Genomic DNA, 23085 nt, shown 5'->3' on the forward strand with positions numbered 1-23085 from the left:
GACGTCACCCGGCCGATGGCGCCAACACCCGCCCGGTCGCGATCCCCGTTCCGATGACTCGGCTCGTCGCACCGGCCGCCTGCCTTGCCGCGTCCTGTTTCCGTCTCCGGCCGGTCTCCTAACCGGCCTCGCCGCGCCAGAACCACTCCGAGTTGCGAGCCTGCCGCATGGCCTCCTTGCGCACGTCGGGTTCGAGCCGGTCCAGGTAGAGCATGCCGTTGAGATGATCCGTCTCGTGCTGGAGGCACCGGGCCAGTTCCTTGGTGCCGGTCACCGAGATCGGTTTGTTCCGTGTGTCGACACCTTTCACGGTCGCCTCGGCCGCGCGGACGGTCGGGAACCACAGGTCCGGCACGGACAAGCAGCCTTCTGGGCCGTCCTGGGTCTCGGTCGAGACGTCCACCAGTTCCGGGTTGACGACGTAACCGTGCAGCCCGCCGACGTTGTAGCTGAAAACACGCAGTCCGATGCCGATCTGGGGCGCGGCCAGACCGGCGCGGCCGGGGAGCAGGACGGTGTCCATCAGATCGTCCACCACGGCCCGCAGCCTGTGGTCGAACCGGATGACCGGGTCGGCGGCGGTGCTGAGCACCGGGTCGCCGAGATACCTCAACTCTCGGACGGCCATGACGTCCTTTCCTCCACTGGCAGCAACGGGAACAACCGCGCGACGGCGGCCACGGGTCGCGCGGTGGGAGTGGGTTCACGGGTGGCGTACTTGGCGAGCAGCGCGCGGATCTGGGCGCCCACCTCACTCAACTCCTTGGGGTCGAGGTACAGCACGGAACTGAAGGCCTCATCGGCGGCCCATTCCTCCGGCGCGGTGTGCTTCTGCTGCAGCCAGCGCCGGTAGCCCTCGTCCTCCAGTTCGCGAGCCAGCAGGCCGAGATCCGGACCTTCCGGCGCGCGGGTCAGACGCCACGGCCGGACTCGGCCGTCCGACGTGTCGACCTCCTCCACATAGCCGTAGCGGGCGAGTTGGCGCAGGTGGAACGAACAAAGCCCGGAGCTGTGGCCGAGTTGCCTGGCTGCCTCGGTCGCGGTGACGGTGTCCCGCTCACGCAGCAGATCGAGCAGTTCGCCGCGAATCGGGTGATCCGGTGGGGGCACTTTGCAAAGTCTACGCTTTGCAAAGTCCGTTCGCCAGGGAACCATGGCTTGACCTGGGTTGATAGGCTACTGAAATGCAATATATTGGCCGGCTGGACCGAGCGCTGCTGAGGGAACGGGCGCTCGGTGCCATCCGGCGTGCGATCGTCACCGGCGAGCTGGCACCGGGCACGCCGGTGAAGGACATGGAGCTGGCGAGCCGCTTGGGCCTGTCGCGCACACCAGTGCGGGAGGCGTTGGCGACGCTGGTGGACGAAGGCCTGATCGAAACCAAGCCGCACAGCTATACCCGTGTCACGCCGCTCGACGCACGTGCGGTTCGTGACGCTTTGGAAGTCGTACAGACCTTGCACGCGCTGGCCACGCGGCTCGCGGTCCCAATACTCACCGCGGAGCACGCGGACGAGATGCGAGCGGCGAACCTGAAGTTCGCGGCCGCGGTGGACAGCGGCGCCCTTGACGAGGCCATGACCTACGACGACGCGTTCCACGACGTTCTCGTGCGCGCCAGCGGAAACGGCGCGATCGCCGCGACCATCCGTCGATACACCCCGTTGCTGCACCGCGGCGAACGCATGTATTTCGGTTCCCCGTCCGGCCGCGACTCGGCGCCCATGCACGAACGGATCATCGCGGCGTGCGAAGCCGGCGAAGTGGACCGCGCGGCCGCGCTCGCCGAGGAGAACTGGGCCAACCTGGCCACCATTCTGGAGGAACAACCGTGACCCTCAAGGATTTCGACCGCTACCCGCTGCTGTACGGGCCGTCGCCGCTGCACCCGCTTCTGCGGCTGACCGCACACCTTGGTGGCGCGCAGATCTGGGCGAAGCGCGAGGACAGCAACTCCCCACTCGCTTTCGGCGGCAACAAGACCCGCAAGCTGGAGTACCTGATCGCGGACGCGCTCGCCCAAGGCTGCGACACCTTGGTGTCGATCGGTGGCGTGCAGTCCAACCACACCAGGCAGGTCGCCGCCGCGGCCGCGCGCGCCGGCCTGAAATGCGTGCTGGTACAGGAAACCTGGGTGGACTGGACCGACCCTGGGTACGACCGGGTGGGCAACATCCAGCTCAGTCGCATGATGGGCGCGGACGTCCGGGTCGTCCAGTCCGAGTTCAGCATCGGGTTCAGGGAGTCGTGGCGGCGCGCGATCCAGGACGTGGAGGACTCCGGCGGCAAGCCGTACCCGATTCCGGCCGGCGCGTCACTGCACCCGCTCGGTGGCCTCGGCTTCGCCGGCTGGGCCGAGGAGGTCCTGCACCAGGAGGAAGAGCTGGGCCTGTTCTTCGACACGATCGTGGTGTGCTCGGTGTCCGGCAGCACCCAGGCCGGTATGGTCGCCGGATTCGCCGGGCAGGACCGCCGGCGTCGGGTGATCGGCATCGACGGCTCGGCCAAGCCGGCGGAGACCCTCGAAGTGGTCCGTCAGGTCGCGAAGAACACCGCCGACCTCATCGGAACGACGGTCACCGACACCGACGTCGAACTGGATGACCGTTACCACGCCGGCACATACGGAATCCCGGACGACCAGACGGTCGAGGCCATGAAACTCGCGGCCAGACTGGAGGCGATGGTCACCGACCCGGTCTATGAGGGAAAGTCCATGGCCGGCCTGATCGACCTGGTCGCGAACGGCGAGATAGCCCGCGACTCAACGGTCCTCTACGCCCACCTCGGCGGCCAGCCCGCCCTGAACGCCTACAGCGCCTTGGATTTCTGACAGTCGTCAGAGATCATCCCACGGGACACCTGGATCGGCCAGGCGGTCCGGGTCGACGGTGTGGCCGGACCTGATCAGTGCCTTGATCGGGTCGACGACGTCCCAGATGTTCACGTTCATCCCTGCCAGCACGCGGTTGTCCTTGAGCCAGAAGGCGATGAACTCCCGCTTGGGCACGTCACCGCGGAACAGCACCCGGTCGTACCCGCGGATGTCGCCGACGTACTCCATGCCGAGGTCGTACTGGTCGGTGTAGAAGTACGGCAGTTCCTCGTACGCGGCGTCGCCGCCGAGCATCCCGGTCGCGGCCACGGCCGGCTGGTTGAGCGCGTTCGCCCAGTGCTCCACCCGGACTCGCTTGCCCAGCAACGGATGCAGCTGGTCGGCGATGTCGCCTGCGGCAAAGATGTCCGGGTCGGACGTGCGCAGCGCGGAGTCGACGAGCACGCCGTTGTCCAAGTCCAGCCCCGCGTCCTGGGCCAACGACACGTTCGGAGCGGCACCGATCCCGACCACCACGGCGTCGGCGTCGATCACAGTGCCGTCGGCGAGCCGAACACTGCCGGCCGTCACTTGGTCCACCCGCACCCCGAAGCGGAGGTCGACGCCGTTGGCGGTGTGCAGGTCGGCGAAGACCCGGGCGACCTCGGGGCCGATCGCCGCGAGCAACGGCAGCTCCGCGGCCTCGAGCACGGTGACCTCGACGCCGGCGGTCCGCGCCGCGGCGGTGACTTCCAAACCGATCCACCCCGCGCCGATCACGATCAACCGCTTGGCGACGGTGATGGCGGCCTTGATCCGTTCGGAGTCCTCTACCCGGCGCAGGTACAGGGCGTCCTCGGCACCGGGAAGCTGGCGAGGACTGGAGCCGGTGGCCAGCAGCAGCTTGGTGTACCCGACCGACGTGCCGTCCGAAAGACGTACCTCGTGGGACGCGCGGTCGATGGCCGTCGCCGCGATCCCCACGCGCAGGTCGACGTCGTGGTCGGCGTACCAGCCCTTGTCGTGGACGAAAACGCTTTCCCGCTCCGCCTTGCCCATCAGATAGTCCTTGGACAGCGGCGGACGTTCGTACGGGCGGTTCGCTTCTTCGGCGAGTAGCACGATGTCGCCGTCAAAGCCTTGGTCGCGCAGGGCTTCGGCGCCTTTGGCCCCGGCCAGGCCGCCGCCGACGATGACGAAGGTGGTCACGGAAGCATCCTCTCACTCAGGCTCGTGCGCCGCTCAACGCGAAGAACTCCTGGCGTGACCGGGCGTCTTCACGCAGGCTGCCGAGCAGCGCGGACGTGACTGTGTTCGCACCGGCCGCGCGCACGCCGCGCAACGTCATACACGAGTGTTCGGCTTCGATCACGACGCCCACGCCCTGGGGACGCAACTCCTCCTGCAACCAGTCGGCGACCTGTTTGGTAAGCCGCTCCTGCACTTGTGGACGGCACGCGAAGTGCTCGACCACCCGCGCGAGCTTCGACAGGCCGACGATCCGTTCGCCAGGCAGGTACCCGACGTGGGCGACACCGGTGAAGGGCAACAGGTGGTGCTCACAGACCGACCTGACCGGGATGTCACGTGCGAGGACGAGCTCGTCGTACCTCTCGTCGTTGGGAAACGTGGTCAGGTCGAACTCACGGGGCGTGAACAGCTCGGCGTACGCTCGGGCCATCCGACCAGGCGTTCCCTGCAGACTCTCGCCGGACAGGTCAACGCCCAGGGCACGGAGGAACTCGGCGGCGGCCTGTTCGGCGGCGGCGAGGTCGACCCCGGTGCCCGGCGCGCGGACCACCCGCAGCGACGTTCGAACGTGCATCGGCGCCTCCTCACCTTCACTGAGTTACGCTAACGAATCTTGGTCTTATTCGATCCTGTGGTCAAGACGTGCAGAATACGAATACTGAGATTGCCGTTACTCTGCCGGGCGACTGGGGCCGGACACCACGACGGTCACCCTGGTGGAGAACGACCTACCGCACAGGATGTACACCTCCATGCGAGGTTCCGCCACTCACTGACCTTCGCCGTGTCCGCGTTACCCGCACCGCGCCCCAATATCCACCAACCCACCGAAACGGACATCTGAACCGCCATCGCGTCGCGGCTGGCGAACCCGCGACCCGGTAGGCGTTCGGGTTGGGTGGTGCGCCATCAGCTGGTTGCATGCTGCAATGGTCAACGCCGCAACGGTTCTTGAGTCATTGTCCGAAACGGACTGGTCGCGCTGATCGTGAACTGGTTCACAGCACGGCGGCGACCGGCGTGATCACTCGACACTAACGAAGACCATGCCGATCCGCCCACGCGGAGATCTCGGCCGCGATCCGATCCGGGCGGTCTTCCGGAGCATGGTGCCCGGCGTCACCACAAGGCACGATGTCGAGAGCCCGCGATGTTGGCCGCACACCAGGCGGCCGTCGCCTCACCGATGAGCAGGGTGGGCGAACCCTTGAAAGTCATCAACAACTTGGGCACGTCGGTACTCGAAGCCAGCCACTTGTCGTAGACCTCGATGCGCTCGACCAGTTCGGCCGGTTCACCCCCGAGCGGCAGCTGCCGAGCCCACGCGAGAACAGGCCGCCGACTCTCCCGAGTGGGGAACGGAGCCAGATACCCGGCCAACACCTCGTCCGACACGGGAGTGAGCACGCCGCCGGTGAAAGCCTGACGCACGAACAAATTCTGGTCGAGCACGAGGTCCTCGCCCGCACCTGGAGTGCGGATCATCTCGGTTCGCTGGCGTGCCTGCGGGGACACCTCGTCCCACTCGATCGGTTTCACAATGGTTTCCAGAAAGGCCACGCCGATCACCTGGTCGGGATGCCGCGCCGCCCAGTCGAAGGCGAGCGCACCACCCCAGTCATGTCCGACGAGGACGACGCGGTCCAGGTCGAGCGCGTCGAACCATGCCTCGAGATAGCGGGCATGGTCGTCGAAGGTGTAGTCGATCGCAGGCTTGCCGGACCGTCCCATGCCGATGAGATCCGGCGCGAGCAGCCGACCATGGCCGATGCCAGGTAAGACGTTACGCCATAGGTACGACGATCCTGGATTGCCGTGCAAGAAGACGAACGCGGTGCCCTCCCCGGAGTCCCGGTAGTGGATGGTCGAGTCGAGCACCTGAATCTCGGGCATGATCGATTCCTTTGGTCAGTGCAGGTCGAGGGATGTGTCCAGGAGCGCGGTCAGGTCCTGAACGAACGACCTGGTGCGTGGGCTGTTGCGACCGCCAAGGGGCGCCAGCAGCCGGTCCAGCAACGCTTGAACGACCGCAATGGCCGGCTGAACGGCTTCCCGACCCGCGGCGGTGAGAGTCAACCGCATGGTGCGGCTGTCCTCGGGGTCCCGGGTGCGTTCGATGAGGCCGTCCGCTTCCAGCGTGCGGGCGAGTTTGGACACGTACAACGGTTCAAGGCCGGTCTGGTCGGCGAGTTCGCGCTGGCTGGGCTGCTGCCCAGCGCGGCCCATTCCGAACAGCGACGCCAGCACCACGTACTGAGCGTGCGTCAACCCGAACGAAACCAGTGCGCGATCGACCGAGACCCGCCACTTGTTGGACAACCGCCACACCAAGTAGCCCGGTGTCGGCCCTGCCGCTGCGATGGTCATGCAAAAACAGTACATGGCTACTGTAGTCATGGCTAGTATCTCGCCGGCCGGACGCAGAGCTCGTCAGATGGCGGTCAGCATGGTGAACCCAGCGGGTGTCCCTGGGGGCCACAGTCGGTGGCGCCGCATGTGCTCGCCGTGCTGGATCGGACCGCCAAGCTGCCTTGGCTGGGTCAACACTCGCCACGCGGTTATTCGCAAGCGATTCCGTTGTGGTCCCTGTCGAGGTCGTAGATGTCCTTGCCGATCACCCGGATCGGCCCCTTGACGAACGCGGGGCCGTTGCCACCGCCGCCTTCGCAGTCGACATCGCTCGCGATGGGGACACAGCCCGAGTAGTTCGGGTCACACTTGCCCGCCGGCGGTTCCTCCGCCGTGGTGCTGCTCGTTTTCGGTGGTGCGGCAGGAGGTTGCTTGGCAGGGGAGGTGGCATGGGGTTTGGTTGTCGACGTGTTCGTCTCCGGCGGAGCTGAGGACTGCGGGATCGTCGATGCTGGCGCTGTGTTCCCGATGGTCGCTGTCGCCGTCGCCGATGTTGTCGTAGTGGTGAAATTGACCGCTGGGCTGGAACTTGAGGGGGCTGGCTTGTTGTCCTGGCTCCCAATCGCGGCCAAGAACGCCACAACCGCGACGGCGCCGGCAGTGATCCACGCCGGCTTTTGTTTCGCGAAGGTTCCTTTGCCCACATCGGCCCGAGGCGTTGGCACATCAGTAACAGTCACGGTGGTCGCTGACGCGTCAACAGCTGCCATGGTCACCTTAGGAACGTCAACTGAGGCCGCCGACGTGTCGCGGGGGAGGAGCAGTTCGATCTCAATGCCCCGTTTGCCAAGGAAGACCGAAGCCTCACAGCCCGCACGCCCACCGCGACCCGCCACAGTGTCCAACAGCAAGCCATAGCGTTGTGACATCGCATAAGTCAACTCGCCGACCCGCTCCCCGTCGAGCCGTACCTCGATCGCCCGTTCCCCCTTGTACTTGCCTGATCCGATTGTGCACCAAGCGAGCTGGACAGCCACCCGCCGTGAAGCTCCAGCACCAACCCGATACCGAGACAGCGCGGACTGGTGATGCTCCTCGCGAGTCACAGTAACGGTGACCTCCGGCCTGAACATGAACAAACCGGCCGACGAGTTCTCGGTCATCAACCCTCCAGACAACGCACGGACACTCCACCCCATCGGTAACCCGCCCGGTTCGTTACCGCGAGCTCGAACACCGCTGTTCAAGTGTTTTGTCAATACTTTTCAACGGGATACAACTGTGCGGAACCAGATGGCTGTCTTCTACAAAGCAGTGTGGTGATCCGCTTGGACGACAGTGCAGCCCCATTCACCACCAAGTGATCAACCCGGCCGCGTCTGGGCGTGTCCGCCAAGTTGACGGGAACGGTTCCAGCGCCGAACCGCTGCACGCCGGGCAGATCCGCTCCTGCCGTCATTGCCAATGGGCTCAGCGGGTCTTCGGCATTTGCTGATCTTCATGGACTGTAAAAGTTCGGCTCTGTCGGTGATTGCGTGATCAACTTGATGGGCAGCGCGGACGCGGTTGTGTCTTGGTGGTCGTCGATTTGGCTCTGCTGTCGGAGCCCAGTGGTCTAGTTGAGTAGTATCCGCTTGCGTAGCAAGGAGAAGCTGGCTTTCCCGTAGGTCTGGCGCTTGAGCATTTTGATCTTCGTGTTGACGCCCTCGGTCGGCCCGTTGCTGTAGGGCAGAATCAGGCCGGCGACGGTGGCGTCCCAGTCTTTCTGCGGCCCGTTGAGGTAGGAGTCGAAGCCGGCAACGCGTCGGCCCTGGTGGTGCTGATCCAGGCGGCGAGATCCTGGCCGCGGCGCTGGGTCAGTATGGCGGCGAATTCGCGCACCCGAGTGGAAAGCGTGGTCATCTCCGGGCAGTTGGCGGTCAGGTCGGCCAGGTGACGGCGGGTGTGCTCGGGCAGGTCAGCCGGCCTGGTCATGATCCAGGACACCAGGCGGCGTGGCGAGGGCGAGACCCGCTCGGGGTCGGCGCGGCCCTGGTTGATGTAGCGCACCAGCAGGTTGGCGCTGCCGGTGTAGCCCCGCTCGCGGATCTCGGCGAGGACCCGGGTGACCGGAATCTGTTCGGTCAGGCGGCACCGGACCACATCACGGTGCGGGTCGACCAGGCAAGTGCCGTAACGCGGCGGACGCAGCAACTCCTGAACGTTGCGCGCGCGGGCGTAGCGTTTGACGGTGTTCAACGCCCAGCCCAGGCGCCGAGCGCATTCCAGCAGCCCGACGCCGTGTGCGAGCAGGTCGTGCACGGCGGCGAACCTCTCTCTCGTGCGCGGCCTGCACCGAACCGTGGGGGCGGGGTGTGGTGTTCCAGCACACGGCGTGGGCCACGACGCATTTCTCCACCGCGGCGGCCAGGTTGTGCCACAGATGCCACCGGTCACTGGCCTGGACGCGGTGGGCGCGGCCTGGCGGATGGCCTCGGCATAGGCTGCCGAGCCATCACGACACACCACCTGAATGCCGGGTGCTCGCGCAGCCAGCCGGCCAGGGTGGCGGCCTTGCGGTCGGGCAGCACATCGACGCGGCGGTTGGGTGACCGCGTTGATCATATGAAATAACCCCCGAGTTCCTTGAGGTCTTCGTGTTCCCTTCTGTCTCTGGACCAGGGTGTTCTGACTCGTTCGGGTGATCTCACCCCCTTCTGACTCAACTTCACGATTTCTGAGCCGATCTCGATCAGGTCGAGAGTCGGGTGATCAGCCTGAAGGTGAGGAGGCGTGGGTGGGTCTGGCGGTGGTGCGGGATCTGCGGGAGGCGCGGGCGCCAGCAAGTCCGGAGGAGTTAGCGGAGTTCGAGACCGACGTGCTGTCCGGGTTCGTGCTGGCCCGGGCAGCCGCCGGGCTGGCGGACAGCACGATCCGCTCCGATGTCATGCACTTGGAGCAGATACGGGCCTGGTTCGACCGGCCTTTGTGGGAGATGGAACCGGCTGATGCCGACACCTACTTCGGCAAGGCGCTGCGTGCGGCGGCGAAGAACACCAGGCTGGCCCGAGCACAGGCACTCAAAACCTACTTCGCGTTCCTGGAGTTGCGGCACAAAGTCGAGATCCACCAGCTGACCGGCCGGGTCGTGGAGTGCCCGATCGATGAGATGAATCGGCCCCGTGGTCAGCAGGGAGCGTCGCTGCGAATCCCGCCCAGTGCTGGACAAGTCGAGCAGTTGTTCGCCTGCTGGCGGCAGGAGTTGGTGACCTGCCAGAAATTCGCGCCGGTCGCCCGTAACTATGCCGCGGCCCGGCTGATGGCCGAGGTCGGGTTGCGGGTCAATGAGGCCCGCAGTCTCGACCTGGCCGACGTCAAGTGGGACCTGGGCAGATTCGGCAAACTCCATGTCCGTAAGGGAAAGGGCGCCCGCGGCAGCGGGCCCCGCGAACGCATGGTGCCACTGATCAACGATGCCGGGCGGACGCTGCGCTGGTTCGTCGAGGACGTCTGGGGGCACTTCGGGGATGACCACAACCGACACGGTTCGGCACTGTTTCCCTCTGAACGGAGGAACACCGACGGTTCGGCAACCCGGGTGGGCACCGAAGCCCTGCGGGCCGCGCTGGCCGAGGCCGCCGAGAACCACCTGCCGGACTGGTCGAACAAACTCACCCCACATGTCCTGCGGCACTTCTGCGCGAGCCAACTTTACTTACAGGGCATGGATTTGATCGCCATCCAAGAGGCACTCGGTCATGTCTGGGTGGCCACCACCATGCAGTACATCCACGTCCACCGCACCCATGTTGAAGACGCCTGGATAGCCGGACAGCAACGCGCCGCCCAGCGTCTGGAAGGACTGCTGACATGAAGTGGAATCTCCGGCTGGCGGCGGCCAACCGCAGTATCTGGAAGGCCAGCCAACTGCAACGCATGCTGGCCGACCACGGCCTGATTATCAGTGCCGGCAAGATGTCTGGGCTGTGGTCTGGTAATCCAGCCAGCATCAAACTCGACGACCTCGACATCATCTGCGTCGTGCTCGGCTGCGAGATCGGCGAGTTGCTCATTCCCGAGCCCGCCAAGGTCACCCGCCCGGCCGACACCAACAACGTGGCGCAGGCCGCTGCATCGGCGACGGCAACAGGGCCGCTGGTGGTGCCCAAACGCCGCGATGGACGATCGCTGCCACCAGTCTGATGGGCGGCATCTCACCGACCAAGCCAGCGGCCACGTGCGCGGAATGCTTCGCCTGGGGTGTATTGCCCGGATGCTGCTGCCGCGCCTGCTACACTTTCCACAACCTTCACCCCGCCGGCCAGTGCGCGGCCTGCCACCGGATCGTCGCGATCAAACAGGACTACTGCCGGTTATGCTGGCTGCAAGCCCTGGAGGACGCCAAAGCGGCAGGCAAGCCCACCGTCTCGGAGACGTTCCTCCGCGGGGTGCGCCACCAGCAATTGTTCTTCGCCCGGATGCACCGGGACCACTATCGCGTCCCGGGCCGAGTGCGGCTGGGTAAGCTCGGCACCCGGAAGGTGCGTTCCAAACCGGCCGCAATCCCACCGTCGGAGGCAGCACCGGACGGCATCCAGCTCCAGTTGGCCCTCGACCTACGCCGCGATTACCGGCGCTTTGACCGTCGCCAGCATGCCGATTTGAATAACCCGGCTGTCATCCGCGCTCGCCGCGCCGCCCGCGCCCTCGGCGAAGCCCGCGGCTGGTCCCACGACCTCGCCAAGAGGATCGATGAAGGCATGGTTGTGTTGCTGTCCAACCACACCGGTGAGGACAAGATCCGCTACTCCGAACTGTTGCCCGCCGTCCGCCATCGAGGCCGCATCGCCGAGGTCCTCGATCAGCTCGGACTACTCAACGACGACCGCGTCCCCGCCTTCGAAACTTGGTTGGAGCGCAAACTCGACGTCCTCGCCCCCGGCATCCGCGAGGCCACCGAGGAATGGATCCGCACCCTGCACACCGGTGGCCCACGCACCCATCCCCGCAATATCAGCACAGTCTGGGGCTACCTCGGTGCCGTCCGACCGATCCTGCTCACCTGGTCCCACGACTATCACCACCTGAGGGAAGTCACCCGCGACGACATCCACGAGATCTCACACTCTTTACAGGGCAACACACGGCACCACACCCTCTACGCCCTGCGATCACTTTCCGGCATTGCAAGAAGAACAGCGCGATCTTCCGCGACCCGACCGCGCGTCTGCGTATCGGACACAGCAACTATCACGCACTCCCACCCTTGACAGACAACGACATCGCTGAAGCGGCCGCCGCCGCGACCACACCGGCCACCCGCCTCACCCTGGCTTTGGCCGCCATCCACGCCGCCCGCACCACTGACATCGGCCAACTCCTCATCGACGACATCGACCTCGGCAACCGCCGACTCACCGTCGCCGGCCGCACCCGCCCCCTCGACGACCTCACCCACGAGGCCCTACTCGACTGGCTGGACTACCGACGCGCGACCTGGCCCAACACCGCAAACCCCCACCTGCTGATCAACCGCCTGACCGCCGTGCGCACCTGCCCCGTCGGCAGAGTCTGGATCACCAAAGCATTCTGGGGCCTCGAAGCCACCCTCGACCGGCTCCACGCCGACCGCCAACTGGAGGAATCACTTACCCACGGCCCCGATCCGCTCCACCTCGCGGCCGTGTTCGGCCTCAGCCCCGGCACCGCCATCCGCTACGCCGCCGCAGCACGACAACTCCTGGACACGCCCGCCGAACAACACGACCCCCACAGTTGACCACGAACCCAAGCAATATCATCGACTCACAGCCCCACCACCCTTGGGTTCGCGTCGAGATTCCTTCAGTTAGGCTGAACTCTGGGCATTCGCAGCGTTCCGTAGTGGTGGCCGCGGCGCAGCGCGAAATCGTCGACACCGAGCACCGTGACTGTTCCCACTTCCGGGTCAGGCAGCGCGTGCACCAACGTCAACATGGCTGTCCGGCTTGCCACAAATCCCAGCCAGGCCGTCAAACGCGACCCGGCCCTGCCCGCCAAGGCCAACCCGATGTGCTCCAATATCGTGCGGCACAACAACGTCCGGCGGGCGTGTTTCGCGGTCAGCCCGTCGACCTGCTCGGCGAACGTCCCGACCGGACAGCCCACCACGTCGCAGAAGAACCTGCGGACCTGTAATCGCAACACCACCGACTGACCGGACACCGCGGCATCAGCAATCCTGCGGTCGTAACGGCTGTGCACCCGGCCCGAACGTCCATCACACGACGGACAGCACCCATCCTCCGCCCGTACACGCGCCCAATCAACACGCCAGCCACCGCCCGCTGGACCTGCTCAACGAGCACACCCGCCAGGTGTGGAAATAGCACGTCCCGCCACTGATGATCATTACGACTAACCATGATCACAAACACAACGAGAGCATCAGCACCCGACCCATCAAGTTGATCACGCAATCACCGACAGAGCCGAACTTTTTACAGACCCCTCCATGATGCTGGACAATCCCTCCCAGGAACACACGGTCCCTGATCAGTGGTGTCCGTCAAAATGGGGCAAGCCATACCTTCTGTCGCATGAGGAACGATCAATTGAGGACAGTGTCCATGATTTGCGGTGGCGGATTGGTGGTGGGCGGGAGGCAGTGTCAAGTGGGTTGGTGGTGGGTTGGTGGTGGGTGGGTTGTCAAGCGCGGAGGCGGAGGCCTTTGGGGGTGGCGCGGAAGCCGGCTTCGCGGAGGATTTCGGCGAGGTGTGAGGTGAGGGCGCCCTCTCCGTCCGCGCGTTGGACCGCCAGTTGGCCGAGCCAGCCTTCACGGACGGCGCGTGACAGGGCGGCTGCTGCTTTGCGCAGGGCGTCTTCGTCTTCGGTGAAGGACAGCAAGGAGCGGCCTCCACGTTCGACGTACAGAGTTGGTTCTCCGTCGACGAGTACGGCGAGTGCACCTGCTTTCCTGGCTGGGCGGTGCTTTCCGTCACCCAGGGTTGCCGGCCACGGCAAGGCCGCGCCGTAGGGTTGGGCGGGGTCGGCCGCGGCGAGTACCACGGCGCCCACTGGTTCGGGGTCGCGCCCGGCGGTACGGGACAGAGCGCGCAACCGGTCGACGGCACCGCGAGCGGCGAACTGGGCGGCGCCCAGGCCTTCGACCACGTAACCACGGACGACCTGGCCGGATTCCTCCATTGCCCGCAGTACGCGGTAAACGCTGCTGAACCCGCCCGTGACCCGTTCGGTGTCCAACGCGCCGCGGGTGAGCACGCCGTGGCGTTCGAGAAACGCCTCAGCGCGTGCGTGGGCTCGGCGAGTCGGATCGGCTTCCCGGTCCATGGCGACGGACCAGCGGCCGCCGACGGTCGGCGGCCCGGTTCGGCTGGGCATCGTCGGCCGCTGAGCGCGGATCCTGGCGTACCGGCCGCGTGGGGTGGCCCGGCGCGGTTTGTGGGTGGCGCCGCTACCAGAGACCAAGGCACGCAACGGGTTGAGCGTGTCGTTGGTGACCAGACCGGCCCAGACCAGGTCCCACAACGCGCTGACCACCTCCTGGTCGTCGGTGGACCCCACGCGGCCGGTGAGCTGGCGGAAGAACAGCCCGCCACCATCCAAAGCGGACAGAATGGCCGAGTGCAGCGGCGACTCGGGCACATTCTCCTCGACCTTGGGCAGCAACAGGTCGGCCACATCCGTCGGCGCCAGGGCGATCCAACCGTCCCCGCCGGCCAACGAGCCGCTGCCACACCAAGTGACCTCCCCAGCGGTGGTCAGTTCGTCCAGCAACGCGGGGAAGTAGCCGGGCAGTCTGGCCGGCAGGATCAGTGACTCCAGCGCGCTCGCCGGTAATGGCGCTCCAGCGAGCTGTTCGACGACCGAGAGTACGTCATCCGCCGTGGGCGCGGTACGCAGACGTCTGCCCACACCATGCCAGCTTGGCAGGAACCGTCCGAGTGCGGCGGGCTCCACCGGTTCGACCTCGGCCCGAAGCCGAGCCAGCGAAGCCCGCCGCAACCGGCGCAACACCTCGGAGTCGCAGTACTCGGTGTGCGTCCCCGCTGGGCGCAGCTCGCCTCGCACGAGCCGACCGGCGCCGACCAGCCGGTCCAGCACGCCGGTGACGACCGCGACGCCCAGCCCGAACCGGGTCGCCGCCTCGACGGCGGGGAACGGGCCGTGCGTCCTGGCGTAGCGGGAAAGCAGGTCGCCCAGGGGATCGGCGACCGGCTCGGTGAACGCTTCCGGCACACCCACCGGCAGCGCCACACCCAACGCGTCCCGCATCCGCCCGGCGTCCTCGATGCCGACGTTGCGGTCCTCGCCGGCGACGCGCACCTTGATCACCCGGCGCTGGGCGATCAGCTCCGCGACCCACTCCGGACGGATGCCGCGCGCCGCCGCCTCCGTGTCCGTCAGGTCGCCCAGGAACCGCAGCAGGTCCGCCGCGTCCTCCTCGTGCCGGGCGTGCCGATCCGGGGTGAGGCGTTGCAGCGAACGCTCGATCTCGGCCAGCACGTCGGCGTCCAGCAACTCACGGATCGCCTCGGCGCCAAGGAGTTCCGCGAGCAGGGCCGAGTCGAGTGACAACGCCGCCGCCCGGCGCTCGGCCAGCGGGGTGTCGGTCTCGTAGAGGAACATCCCCACATACCCGAACAGCAGGCTGCGGGCGAAGGGCGACGGCGACGGCGTCTCCACTTCGACCACACGGACCCGCCGTGCGCGTACGTCCGACATCAACTCACGGAGCCCCGCGAGGTCGTACACGTCCTGCAGGCATTCACGCATCGCCTCCAGGACAACGGGGAACCGTTCGTACTTCGCCGCCACCGACAGCAGTTGCGCCGCGCGCTGGCGTTGCTGCCACAGTGGACTTCGCCGCCGCGGATCCCGTCGGGGCAGGAGCAGCGACCGGGCCGCGCACTCCCGGAACCGGGCCGCGAACAGTGCGGAGCCGCCCACCTCGGCCACCACGATCTGCTCGATCTCGTCCGGATCCAGCAGCACGTCCTCGGCTCCCGCGGTGACCTCCGCGCCGGAGTCGTCCACCGTGTCCGGCAACCGCATGACGATCCCGTCGTCGGAGTGGGCCATCTGCGGCTCGATGCCCCGCCGTTCCCGGAGCCGGGCCGCGATGGCCAGCGCCCATGGCGCGTTCACCTGCGCACCGAAAGGTGAATGCACCACGAGCCGCCAGTCACCCAGCTCGTCACGGAACCGCTCGACGAGCACCGTGCGGTCGTCGGGCAGGTGCCGAGTGGCCTGCTTCTGTTCGCCGAGATACGTCAGCAGGTTGTCCTGCGCCCACTCGTCCAGGCCCGCCTTGGCGGCTCTGGCCCGGGCCGCCGAATCCTCCAGTGTGGACACCTCACGGAGGAACTTCCCCATGGCCCGACCGAGTTCCAGGGGGCGGCCCGGCGCGTCCCCCTTCCAGAACGGCATCCGCGCGGGCTGCCCGGGCGCGGGCAGCACGATCACGCGGTCGTGCGTGATGTCCTCGACCTTCCACGCGGACGTGCCGAGCAGGAACGTGTCACCGACCCTCGACTCGTACACCATCTCCTCGTCGAGTTCGCCGACCCTGGACCCGGCCGACCCCTCGCTGGGCGGGGTCATGACCGTGAACAGGCCACGGTCGGGGATGGTGCCGCCGGACGTGACGGCGAGCCGTTGCGCACCCGGACGACCACGCAGCTCACCGGTGACACGGTCCCATGTCACCCTCGGCCGGAGCTCGCCGAACTCCTCGCTCGGGTAACGCCCGGACAGCATGTCCAGGACCGAGTGCAGCGCGGACTCCGGCAGCGACGCGAACGACGCCGCCCGGCGGACCACCGCGGACAGCTCGGGGACCGTCCACGGTTCCATCGCGACCATCGCGACGATGTGCTGGGCCAGCACGTCCAACGGATTGCGGGGGAAACGGATCGCCTCGATGGACCCGTCCCGCATCCGTTCCGCGACCACCGCGCACGACACCAGGTCGCCCCGGAACTTCGGGAACATCACGCCCCGGGACACCGCGCCCACATGGTGCCCTGCCCGACCGACGCGTTGTAGTCCCGAGGCGACCGACGGCGGTGCCTCGACCTGGATCACCAGATCGACCGCGCCCATGTCGATCCCGAGCTCCAGCGAGGACGTGGCGACCACGCACGGAAGCCGACCGGACTTCAGCTCCTCCTCGACGACGGTGCGCTGCTCACGCGCCATCGAGCCGTGGTGCGCCCGGGCGATCACCGGCGGCGCCCCGCTCGCCACCCCGGACTGGCCGATCGCCTCGGCCGGGAACGAGCCCTGGATCGCGTCCAGATCGACCGGGTCGGCGGCCTCGGTCGACTCCTCGGCCAGCTCGTTCAGCCTGGCGGTGAGCCGCTCGGCCAGCCGCCGGGAGTTGGCGAACACGATGGTGGAGCGGTGCTGGCGGACCAGCCCGAGGATCCGCTCCTCCACCGCGGGCCAGATCGACGGCCGCCGGGTGGCGCCGATCTCGCCGGTGATCTCCTCAAGGCTGCCGATCCCGCCCTGGACCGGCAGGTCCCCGGAGCGGTCCGGTGCCGTCGGGGTGTCGAGGTTGGCCATGTCCTCGACCGGCACCTGGACCGTGATCTCCACGGTTTTGCTGGTCTTGGGCGAGACCACCGTGACGGGGCGGCCGCCGCCGAGGTACGCGCTGACCTCGTCGACGGGTCGGACGGTCGCGGACAGCCCGATCCGTTGCGCGGGCTTGGCCAGCAGCGCGTCCAGCCGCTCCAGGGACAGCGCGAGGTGCGCGCCGCGCTTCGTCCCTGTCACCGCGTGCACCTCGTCGACGATCACGGTCTCCACACCGGCCAGCGATTCCCGTGCCGCCGAGGTGAGCAGCAGGAACAGTGACTCGGGCGTGGTGACCAGGATGTCGGGCGGGGTCCGGGCGAACGTCCGCCGCTCGTCCGCCGGGGTGTCGCCGGTACGCATGCCCACGGTGATCGACGGCGGGGTCAGGCTGAGCCGGTGGGCGGCCTGACGGATGCCGGCGAGCGGGGCCCGCAGGTTGCGCTCGACGTCCACGGCGAGGGCCTTGAGCGGCGAGATGTACAGCACCCGGCAGCGGTGCTTCGGCTCGGGCGGGGGCGGCTGGGTGGCCAGCCGGTCCAGTCCCCACAGGAACGCGGCGAGCGTCTTGCCTGAGCCGGTGGGCGCCACGACCAGGGCGTGCTCACCCGCTGACGCCGCACGCCAGGCTCCCGTCTGAGCCTGAGTCGGCGCCGCGAAGGCCCCGGCGAACCAGTCACGGGTCGCGGGTGAGAAGAGGTCGAGTTCGTCCACGTGGACCATCATGCATGGGGGGTACGACGATTTCGATGGGGTTCGTCGGGCTGTGGACAAGTCGGCTTTACGAGTGGTATTTGCGCAGGTCAGGGCCTGAGGTGTGAGTTGTCCACAAGTCCGTGGGCATGCGCGTAGGCGACGGCGTGCACCCGGTCACGCAGACCGAGCTTGGCCAGCACCCGGGACACATGGGTCTTCACGGTTTCGTCCCCGACATGGAGCGACGCGGCGATCTCGGCGTTGCTGTACGCGGCCGCGACCAGCAGCAGGACCTCACGTTCCCGCGCGGTGAGCAGCGCCAGCGCGGCCGGTGGCTCGGGCGGGGCGATGCCCGCCGCGAACCGCGCGATCAGTCGCTGCGTGACGGACGGGTCGATCAGGGCGTCCCCCCGGGCGGCGACCCGGATGGCCGAGATCAGCTCCTCGGGCGGCAGGCTTTTCAACAGGAACCCGCTCGCACCCGCGCGCAATGCCCGATACACGTACTCGTCGCTGTCGTACGTGGTCAGCACGACGACCTTGGTCCGGTTGGCCTTGTCGGCGAGGATCTGCTCGGTCGCGGCCAGCCCGTCCAGCTTGGGCATCCGGATGTCCAGGACGGCGACGTCCGGCCGCAGCCGCGCGACCTCGGCCACCGCCGCCCGGCCGTCCGCGACCTCGGCGACACAGTCCAGGTCGGGCTGCGTTTCGAAGATCGCCCGCATCCCCGATCGCAGCATGGCGTGGTCGTCGGCCAGCAGCACGCGCACAGTCACTTGGCCTCCAACGGGAACGTCACGGTCGTCCGCCAGATCTGGCCGCCCGGCTCGAGCCCGGAGACCGTTCTGCCCTGGAACATGCTGGCACGGTTGTGGATGCCGACGAGACCGCGGCGTGGCGTGCCACCCAGGTCGCGGGGCGCGCCGACCGGATTGCTCGCGGACAGGCTGATCGAACTCGGCTCGTAGTCCAGTTCGACCTGAACACCGGACAGGTCACCGTGTCGCAGGGCGTTCGTCAGCATCTCCTGAACTATGCGGTACATCGTGATGTCGAGTGACTCCGGCACGTCCTGCGGCGCGCCCGACACGCTCAGCTGCGCGGGGACACCGGCCGCGCGGACTCCGTCGAACAGTTCGTCGAGGTTGCCCAGCCCGGGTTGGCTGGCGCCGTCGGAGTTGTCGCCGTGCAGCAGATCCAGCAGGTGCCGTAGGTCGACCATGGCCGCGCGGCTCGCGGTCTCCACCGACCGCAGCGATTCCTCCAGCCTCGTATTGCCAGACGTGAGCCGCAGCCGCGCGGCTCCCGCGTGCAGACCGATCGCGCTCACGTGATGGATGATCACATCGTGCAGGTCTCGCGCGATCGCACTGCGCTCCGCGGTGATCGCTTTGGTGACGGCGGCCTGTGCGTCCCGTCGCTCCAGCTCGGACTGCTGTTCCAGATGCGCCAGGTACGCTCGACGGGCCGTGGTGTACCGGCCGACCAGCCACGGCAGGATCGCGAGCTTGCCCATCACGACGATGATCAGAATCGCCCTACCGTGCAGGAGCAGTTGTTCGGCCGCGCTGGCGGCGCACATCACCACCAGCGACGCGACCGCCGGGAAACCACGCAACCATGCGCCGACGCGATAGCTGGCGATCAGCATGCCCGCTTCGTTCGCCGAAGAAGTGGACGGCAGCAGGATGATGCCGACGCGCACGACGGCATGCAGTCCCGCGACCCACCCGGACAGCCTCGCCGGAGCGGCCAACGCGCAGTTCGCGCCGACCGTTGCCAACAGCACGACCCAGCAGACCCAGCCGTCCATGCCGCGCAACACCACACCCAGCCCGTCGACGGCCACACATACCCCCGCGACCAGCAGCGACTGTCGCTTCAGTGACTCTTCCGTGGTGCGCATCCATCCTCCCGGACGCATCCTGCATCACCGGCCCTGTCGGGGTCATCCCGCCGGCTCGGGGTCGGACATCCCCCGCGCAGGGGATGCGGTTTCCATCTCCGACGTGACGATTTGACCATCCTCACCTGGCTAGCTTCTGGCGTGATGCGGAAACTGCTGATCGTCCTGTGCGCGCTTGGGGTCCTGCTCGGTGGGGCGACCCCGGCGCTGGCCGACGGACCGCAGGTCGGAGCCGACATCCAGGTCGCGCAGACGCTGGGCGCGCGGGAGTTGACGGTGGTCATCCGGCGGGTGGACGCCGTGCCTGGTCCGGTGCGCGTCGACGTCGTCACGCACGCGGGGAGCCCGGCCGGCCAGTTGGACCTGCGGCTGGGGTCGAGCACGGAGCGGGTGTCGCTCGGCTCGACGCCGGGATTCTCGTCGGCCACGCTCCAGGTGGACCGGCCCGGACCGTGGGAGCTCGCCGTCGACGACGGGACACAGGTCGCCAGGATCCCGTTCGTCGTGCCCGTGCGGGCGTCCGCGCCCTGGGAGAACGCCGCCTACGGTGGGTTCGTCGCCGCGGGCTTGTTGCTCGTCGCCGCACTCCTGCTGGCCATGTTCGGTCGGATCGTGCTGGCCATGGTGCCCGCGGGCGGGATGGTCGCGGCGCTCGCCGTCGCGATCACGGCCGCGGTGCTGTCCGTGAGCATCCCCGCGCCCGCGCCACCTGGCACGCAACTCGACCCCACGGTCGACAACGTGACGGATCCGTACCAGAAGACGTCCATTGTGGACTTCTCCAGGCCGCCGGTGAACCTGGTGGCGGGCTTTGACGCGGGAGACGTCACGCTGCGGCTGACCGACGGCGCGACCGGGCGGCCCGTGGACGACCTACTGATCCATGACAACGCGTTGATCCACCTCATCGACGTGTCGCCACAAGGGAGACTGCAACACCTGCATCCGATCCGGGTGGCGCCCGGCGACTATCGCGCGCACCTGGCCGCGATCGAGCCCGGCACGCACGCCGTGGCGGCGGAACTGGCCAGACGCGGCGGGGGAGTGCAGTTGCTGCGTGCGTCGATCCAGGTCTCTGGCGCGCAAACGCCCATACAGGAAGGTAAAGCGGACGTCGTCACCAGTGTGAATCCCGCGGGGACACCGAGCACCATCACCGCGCGGTTCGGCGCGAAGAACCTGCAGCCGTGGTTGGGCATGCTCGGGCACATGATCGTCGTCGGTCCGGTCACCGACAGCGCCACCACCGCCCCGATCTGGGCACATGTGCACGCCATGATCCCGACGACGCCGGGCCTGCCCGACAAACCCGACGAGAGCGTGGCCGCGTTCGGGCCGAACGTCACGTACACCTACACGTTCCCCTTGCCGGGAAGATACATGACCTGGATACAGGTCGAACGGGACTACTCCGTGATCACGGTGCCGACCATGATCGACGTACCGGCGATGGGGGGATCATGAAGCTCACCTTCGGCATCGCGGCCGCGATCGTGGTCGGCCTGCTCGCCTGGCTGCTGTGGCCAGGCAGCGGTTCGCCGACCGTGCTCACAGCCGACACCGCCCAGCACAGCGTCCAGCTCTCGGTCGACGACCCGAAGCAGGGCGCCAACTCGATCGGGCTGCACATCACCGACCACACCGGCCGGCCGGTCACCGTGGACAGTGTCGTGGTCGAGCCGGTGATGCCGCAGATGGGGCACGCGCTCACCCCGGTCACCGCCGGCGCGGAGGCACCGGGCAGCTACCGGGCGCCCGACACCGAGCTGCCCATGCCGGGACAGTGGGAGATCACCGTGTCGCTGCGCGCCGCCGGCGACACCGAACAAGTCGTTTTTCCGTTGCTGGTCAAGTGAAAGGGGAGGATCATGGCGATCGCCGCACCAGCGGTCAGGGCACACGCTCGCAGCGTGCCCCGCGGGCTGACCCCGGCGAGTTTCGTGCTGGGCGGGACACTGCTCTCGCTCACCGGTCTCACCTGGGACATCCAATGGCACACCGACGTCGGGCCGGACACGTTCTTCACGCTGCCGCACCTGTTCCTGTACTCGGGCAGCGCGGTCTCCGGGTTGGCGAGCCTGATAGTCGTGCTGATGACGACCGCCGCCGAGCGGCGCGGGCGGGCGGTCGACCCGATCGTCGGCGGTCGCGCGGTCGGCGTGTTCGGTCGGACGTTCGCCGCGCCGGTCGGGTACCTGATCTCCGGCTCGGGCGCGGCGTCGTTCCTGTTGTACGGGCTGTGGGACCAGTGGTGGCACGGGCTGTACGGGTTCGACGCGGTGATCGCGTCACCGCCGCACATCGGCCTCCTGCTGTCCATCACGGTGACGATGGTGGGCGCGGTCATGGTGTTCGCGACCGCACGCGAACAACGGTGGGGCGCGGTGGGCGCGGTCGTGAGCGCGGCCGCGTTGCTCTCGTTCAGCATGGTCACCGCGATCGGGCTGCAGGTCCTGCCGTCGGGGACCGTCAACGCGGTCAACGTCGGCGGAGCTTTCATGTCGGTGCTGATCGTCGTCATGGGTGCCCGGTTGCTGGACCGGCTCGGCGGAGCGGTCGGCGTCGCGTTGATAGTGGCGGTGTTCCAAGGCGTGTACTGGGTGTTCTCGCCGTGGGCCGCGCGAGTGTACGCCCACGCCATCGGCCTGCCCATGCGTGACTACGCCGAAGGCGTACCCGTGCTGCCCGTGCTGATTCCCCTGTGCCTGATTGTGGTGGCGGCGATCATGGAGGTGACGAGAAGGCTGCCCGTCGCGTTGGTTGGCGGGATCGCCGGATTGCTCATCGCGGGAACCTTGCCGTTACAGAACGCTTGGATCTACGACCGGATGGTTGGGTCGACGTCCGCGATCGTCATCACCGCCGCCGTCGGCGCGGTTTTCGGTGCGCTCGCTGGGTTCCTAGGCAAACGGTTCGGGGAGATGCTTCGTCACCTCGCGCCCGTAAAGGAGGGTGACCGTGCGTAGGACTGTTCTCGCGCTCCTCAGCGCGCTCGGGCTCATGCTCGGCGCGGCGGCGCCTGCGTTGGCGTACGACCCGGTGAACATCGTGCATACCGAACGCGTCCAGGTCGGGCCGTACGGGATGACCGTCGGGTTCAGCACGTGGCCCGTGAAAGCCATGCAGTCGCTGGACTTCACGTTCATGCCGGACGACGGCATCGACGGGAAATCCGGCTACCTGTCGATGAGTACGGGAGAAAGGTCCGGCCGGGGACAGCCGCTCGCCCGACACCCGCGCAAACGGGACGTGTGGGGACTGGACGTGCGCAGCCTGCCGTCGGCGGGCGACTGGACGTTCAAGTTCACCATCGACGGGCCGGCCGGTCAGGCCACCGGCCAACTGACCGGACTGAAGGTCATGGACCAGCCCGGCCCGCCGCTCGGGTTGAGCTGGGCGATCAGCACGATTCCGCTGTTCGGCCTGATCGCGCTGATCGTGGTCGCCTGGCGTCGGACACGGCGGCACGCCGTCGTCCCGGCGTGACCGGGCGTACCGCGAACAGCCA

The 23085-nt window shown here is 67.5% G+C and carries 22 protein-coding genes and 1 pseudogene; 10 read left to right on the forward strand and 13 right to left on the reverse strand.

Translation table 11 applies throughout. The features are described 5' to 3' along the window. Positions 1–118: 118 nt before the first annotated feature. On the reverse strand, positions 119–628 hold the full coding sequence (gene def / locus EV192_RS48290; protein WP_132125522.1) for a peptide deformylase: 510 nt from the start codon (positions 626–628) through the stop codon (positions 119–121). Beyond that, complete coding sequence (locus tag EV192_RS48295; RefSeq protein ID WP_207926862.1) at positions 610–1110, reverse strand: winged helix-turn-helix domain-containing protein; 501 nt, start codon at positions 1108–1110, stop codon at positions 610–612. Before EV192_RS48295 ends, def begins: the two co-directional genes overlap by 19 nt. Before the next feature lie 74 nt (positions 1111–1184). Here EV192_RS48295 and EV192_RS48300 point away from each other — a divergent pair, with 74 nt between their 5' ends. Further along, positions 1185–1835: a GntR family transcriptional regulator gene (locus tag EV192_RS48300; protein ID WP_132125524.1), complete on the forward strand. Its 651-nt coding sequence runs from the start codon at positions 1185–1187 to the stop codon at positions 1833–1835. After that, positions 1832–2833 (forward strand): 1-aminocyclopropane-1-carboxylate deaminase, encoded by a 1002-nt coding sequence (locus EV192_RS48305; RefSeq protein ID WP_132125525.1) that lies wholly within the window; start codon positions 1832–1834, stop codon positions 2831–2833. Before EV192_RS48300 ends, EV192_RS48305 begins: the two co-directional genes overlap by 4 nt. Before the next feature lie 6 nt (positions 2834–2839). On the opposite strand, the gene EV192_RS48310 is transcribed toward EV192_RS48305, so the two are convergent. The 7 genes from EV192_RS48310 to EV192_RS56540 all read right to left on the reverse strand — a co-directional run bounded on the left by EV192_RS48310 (position 2840) and on the right by EV192_RS56540 (position 8716). After that, a complete protein-coding gene (locus EV192_RS48310) occupies positions 2840–4024 on the reverse strand; it encodes an NAD(P)/FAD-dependent oxidoreductase (protein WP_132125526.1) in 1185 nt (394 codons plus the stop codon). 16 nt (positions 4025–4040) lie between these two features. Continuing rightward, positions 4041–4640 carry a GTP cyclohydrolase I FolE gene (gene folE, locus EV192_RS48315; protein WP_132125527.1) on the reverse strand — a complete coding sequence of 200 codons (600 nt, stop codon included), beginning with the start codon at positions 4638–4640 and terminating at the stop codon, positions 4041–4043. 545 nt (positions 4641–5185) lie between these two features. Then, a complete protein-coding gene (locus EV192_RS48320) occupies positions 5186–5959 on the reverse strand; it encodes a haloalkane dehalogenase (RefSeq protein ID WP_243727552.1) in 774 nt (257 codons plus the stop codon). 15 nt (positions 5960–5974) lie between these two features. Next, positions 5975–6433: a MarR family winged helix-turn-helix transcriptional regulator gene (locus EV192_RS48325; protein WP_132125528.1), complete on the reverse strand. Its 459-nt coding sequence runs from the start codon at positions 6431–6433 to the stop codon at positions 5975–5977. Positions 6434–6624: 191 nt separating this feature from the next. Then, the gene (locus tag EV192_RS48330) at positions 6625–7578 is read right to left on the reverse strand and encodes a hypothetical protein (RefSeq protein WP_132125529.1); all 954 of its coding nucleotides are present in this window, start codon (positions 7576–7578) and stop codon (positions 6625–6627) included. Positions 7579–8030: 452 nt separating this feature from the next. Then, complete coding sequence (locus tag EV192_RS57605) at positions 8031–8243, reverse strand: transposase (protein WP_424923447.1); 213 nt, start codon at positions 8241–8243, stop codon at positions 8031–8033. Next, complete coding sequence (locus EV192_RS56540; RefSeq protein ID WP_243727553.1) at positions 8150–8716, reverse strand: hypothetical protein; 567 nt, start codon at positions 8714–8716, stop codon at positions 8150–8152. Before EV192_RS56540 ends, EV192_RS57605 begins: the two co-directional genes overlap by 94 nt. Before the next feature lie 475 nt (positions 8717–9191). On the opposite strand from EV192_RS56540, the gene EV192_RS48340 reads away from it, so the two are divergent. From EV192_RS48340 to EV192_RS55160, 4 genes are read left to right on the forward strand one after another with little or no spacing between them, the layout of a single operon-like run. Beyond that, the gene (locus EV192_RS48340; protein WP_132125530.1) at positions 9192–10268 is read left to right on the forward strand and encodes a tyrosine-type recombinase/integrase; all 1077 of its coding nucleotides are present in this window, start codon (positions 9192–9194) and stop codon (positions 10266–10268) included. After that, complete coding sequence (locus EV192_RS48345; RefSeq protein WP_132125531.1) at positions 10265–10597, forward strand: helix-turn-helix domain-containing protein; 333 nt, start codon at positions 10265–10267, stop codon at positions 10595–10597. The genes EV192_RS48340 and EV192_RS48345 overlap by 4 nt, the downstream gene beginning before the upstream one ends. Continuing rightward, positions 10597–11664 carry a hypothetical protein gene (locus EV192_RS55155; protein ID WP_207926864.1) on the forward strand — a complete coding sequence of 356 codons (1068 nt, stop codon included), beginning with the start codon at positions 10597–10599 and terminating at the stop codon, positions 11662–11664. The genes EV192_RS48345 and EV192_RS55155 overlap by 1 nt, the downstream gene beginning before the upstream one ends. Further along, positions 11661–12173, forward strand: a complete 513-nt coding sequence (locus EV192_RS55160; RefSeq protein WP_207926866.1) for a site-specific integrase — start codon at positions 11661–11663, stop codon at positions 12171–12173. Before EV192_RS55155 ends, EV192_RS55160 begins: the two co-directional genes overlap by 4 nt. 65 nt (positions 12174–12238) lie before the next feature. On the opposite strand, the pseudogene EV192_RS48355 reads toward EV192_RS55160, so the two are convergent. The 4 genes and pseudogenes from EV192_RS48355 to EV192_RS48370 all read right to left on the reverse strand — a co-directional run. Next, positions 12239–12661 (reverse strand): annotated as a pseudogene (locus EV192_RS48355) (transposase family protein); the annotation flags it as partial. A 420-nt stretch (positions 12662–13081) separates the two neighbouring features. Beyond that, positions 13082–17698, reverse strand: coding sequence for an ATP-dependent helicase (locus tag EV192_RS48360; protein ID WP_132125570.1), 4617 nt, complete (start codon positions 17696–17698; stop codon positions 13082–13084). A gap of 80 nt (positions 17699–17778) precedes the next feature. Then, entirely contained in the window at positions 17779–18447 is a 669-nt protein-coding gene (locus EV192_RS48365; protein ID WP_132125533.1) for a response regulator, read from the reverse strand. Then, positions 18444–19577, reverse strand: a complete 1134-nt coding sequence (locus EV192_RS48370) for a sensor histidine kinase (protein ID WP_132125534.1) — start codon at positions 19575–19577, stop codon at positions 18444–18446. Before EV192_RS48370 ends, EV192_RS48365 begins: the two co-directional genes overlap by 4 nt. 144 nt (positions 19578–19721) lie before the next feature. Here EV192_RS48370 and EV192_RS48375 point away from each other — a divergent pair, with 144 nt between their 5' ends. The 4 genes from EV192_RS48375 to EV192_RS48390 are packed head-to-tail and all read left to right on the forward strand — an operon-like array spanning position 19722 to position 23063. Continuing rightward, entirely contained in the window at positions 19722–21041 is a 1320-nt protein-coding gene (locus tag EV192_RS48375; protein ID WP_132125535.1) for a hypothetical protein, read from the forward strand. Then, positions 21038–21433, forward strand: coding sequence for a FixH family protein (locus EV192_RS48380; RefSeq protein ID WP_132125536.1), 396 nt, complete (start codon positions 21038–21040; stop codon positions 21431–21433). The genes EV192_RS48375 and EV192_RS48380 overlap by 4 nt, the downstream gene beginning before the upstream one ends. 12 nt (positions 21434–21445) lie before the next feature. Beyond that, positions 21446–22543, forward strand: coding sequence for a hypothetical protein (locus EV192_RS48385; protein WP_132125537.1), 1098 nt, complete (start codon positions 21446–21448; stop codon positions 22541–22543). Next, the gene (locus EV192_RS48390) at positions 22536–23063 is read left to right on the forward strand and encodes a hypothetical protein (protein ID WP_132125538.1); all 528 of its coding nucleotides are present in this window, start codon (positions 22536–22538) and stop codon (positions 23061–23063) included. Before EV192_RS48385 ends, EV192_RS48390 begins: the two co-directional genes overlap by 8 nt. The last annotated feature ends 22 nt before the right edge of the window (positions 23064–23085 follow it).

This window comes from Actinocrispum wychmicini (genome assembly GCF_004345645.1).
Classification (GTDB): Bacteria; Actinomycetota; Actinomycetes; order Mycobacteriales; family Pseudonocardiaceae; genus Kibdelosporangium; species Kibdelosporangium wychmicini.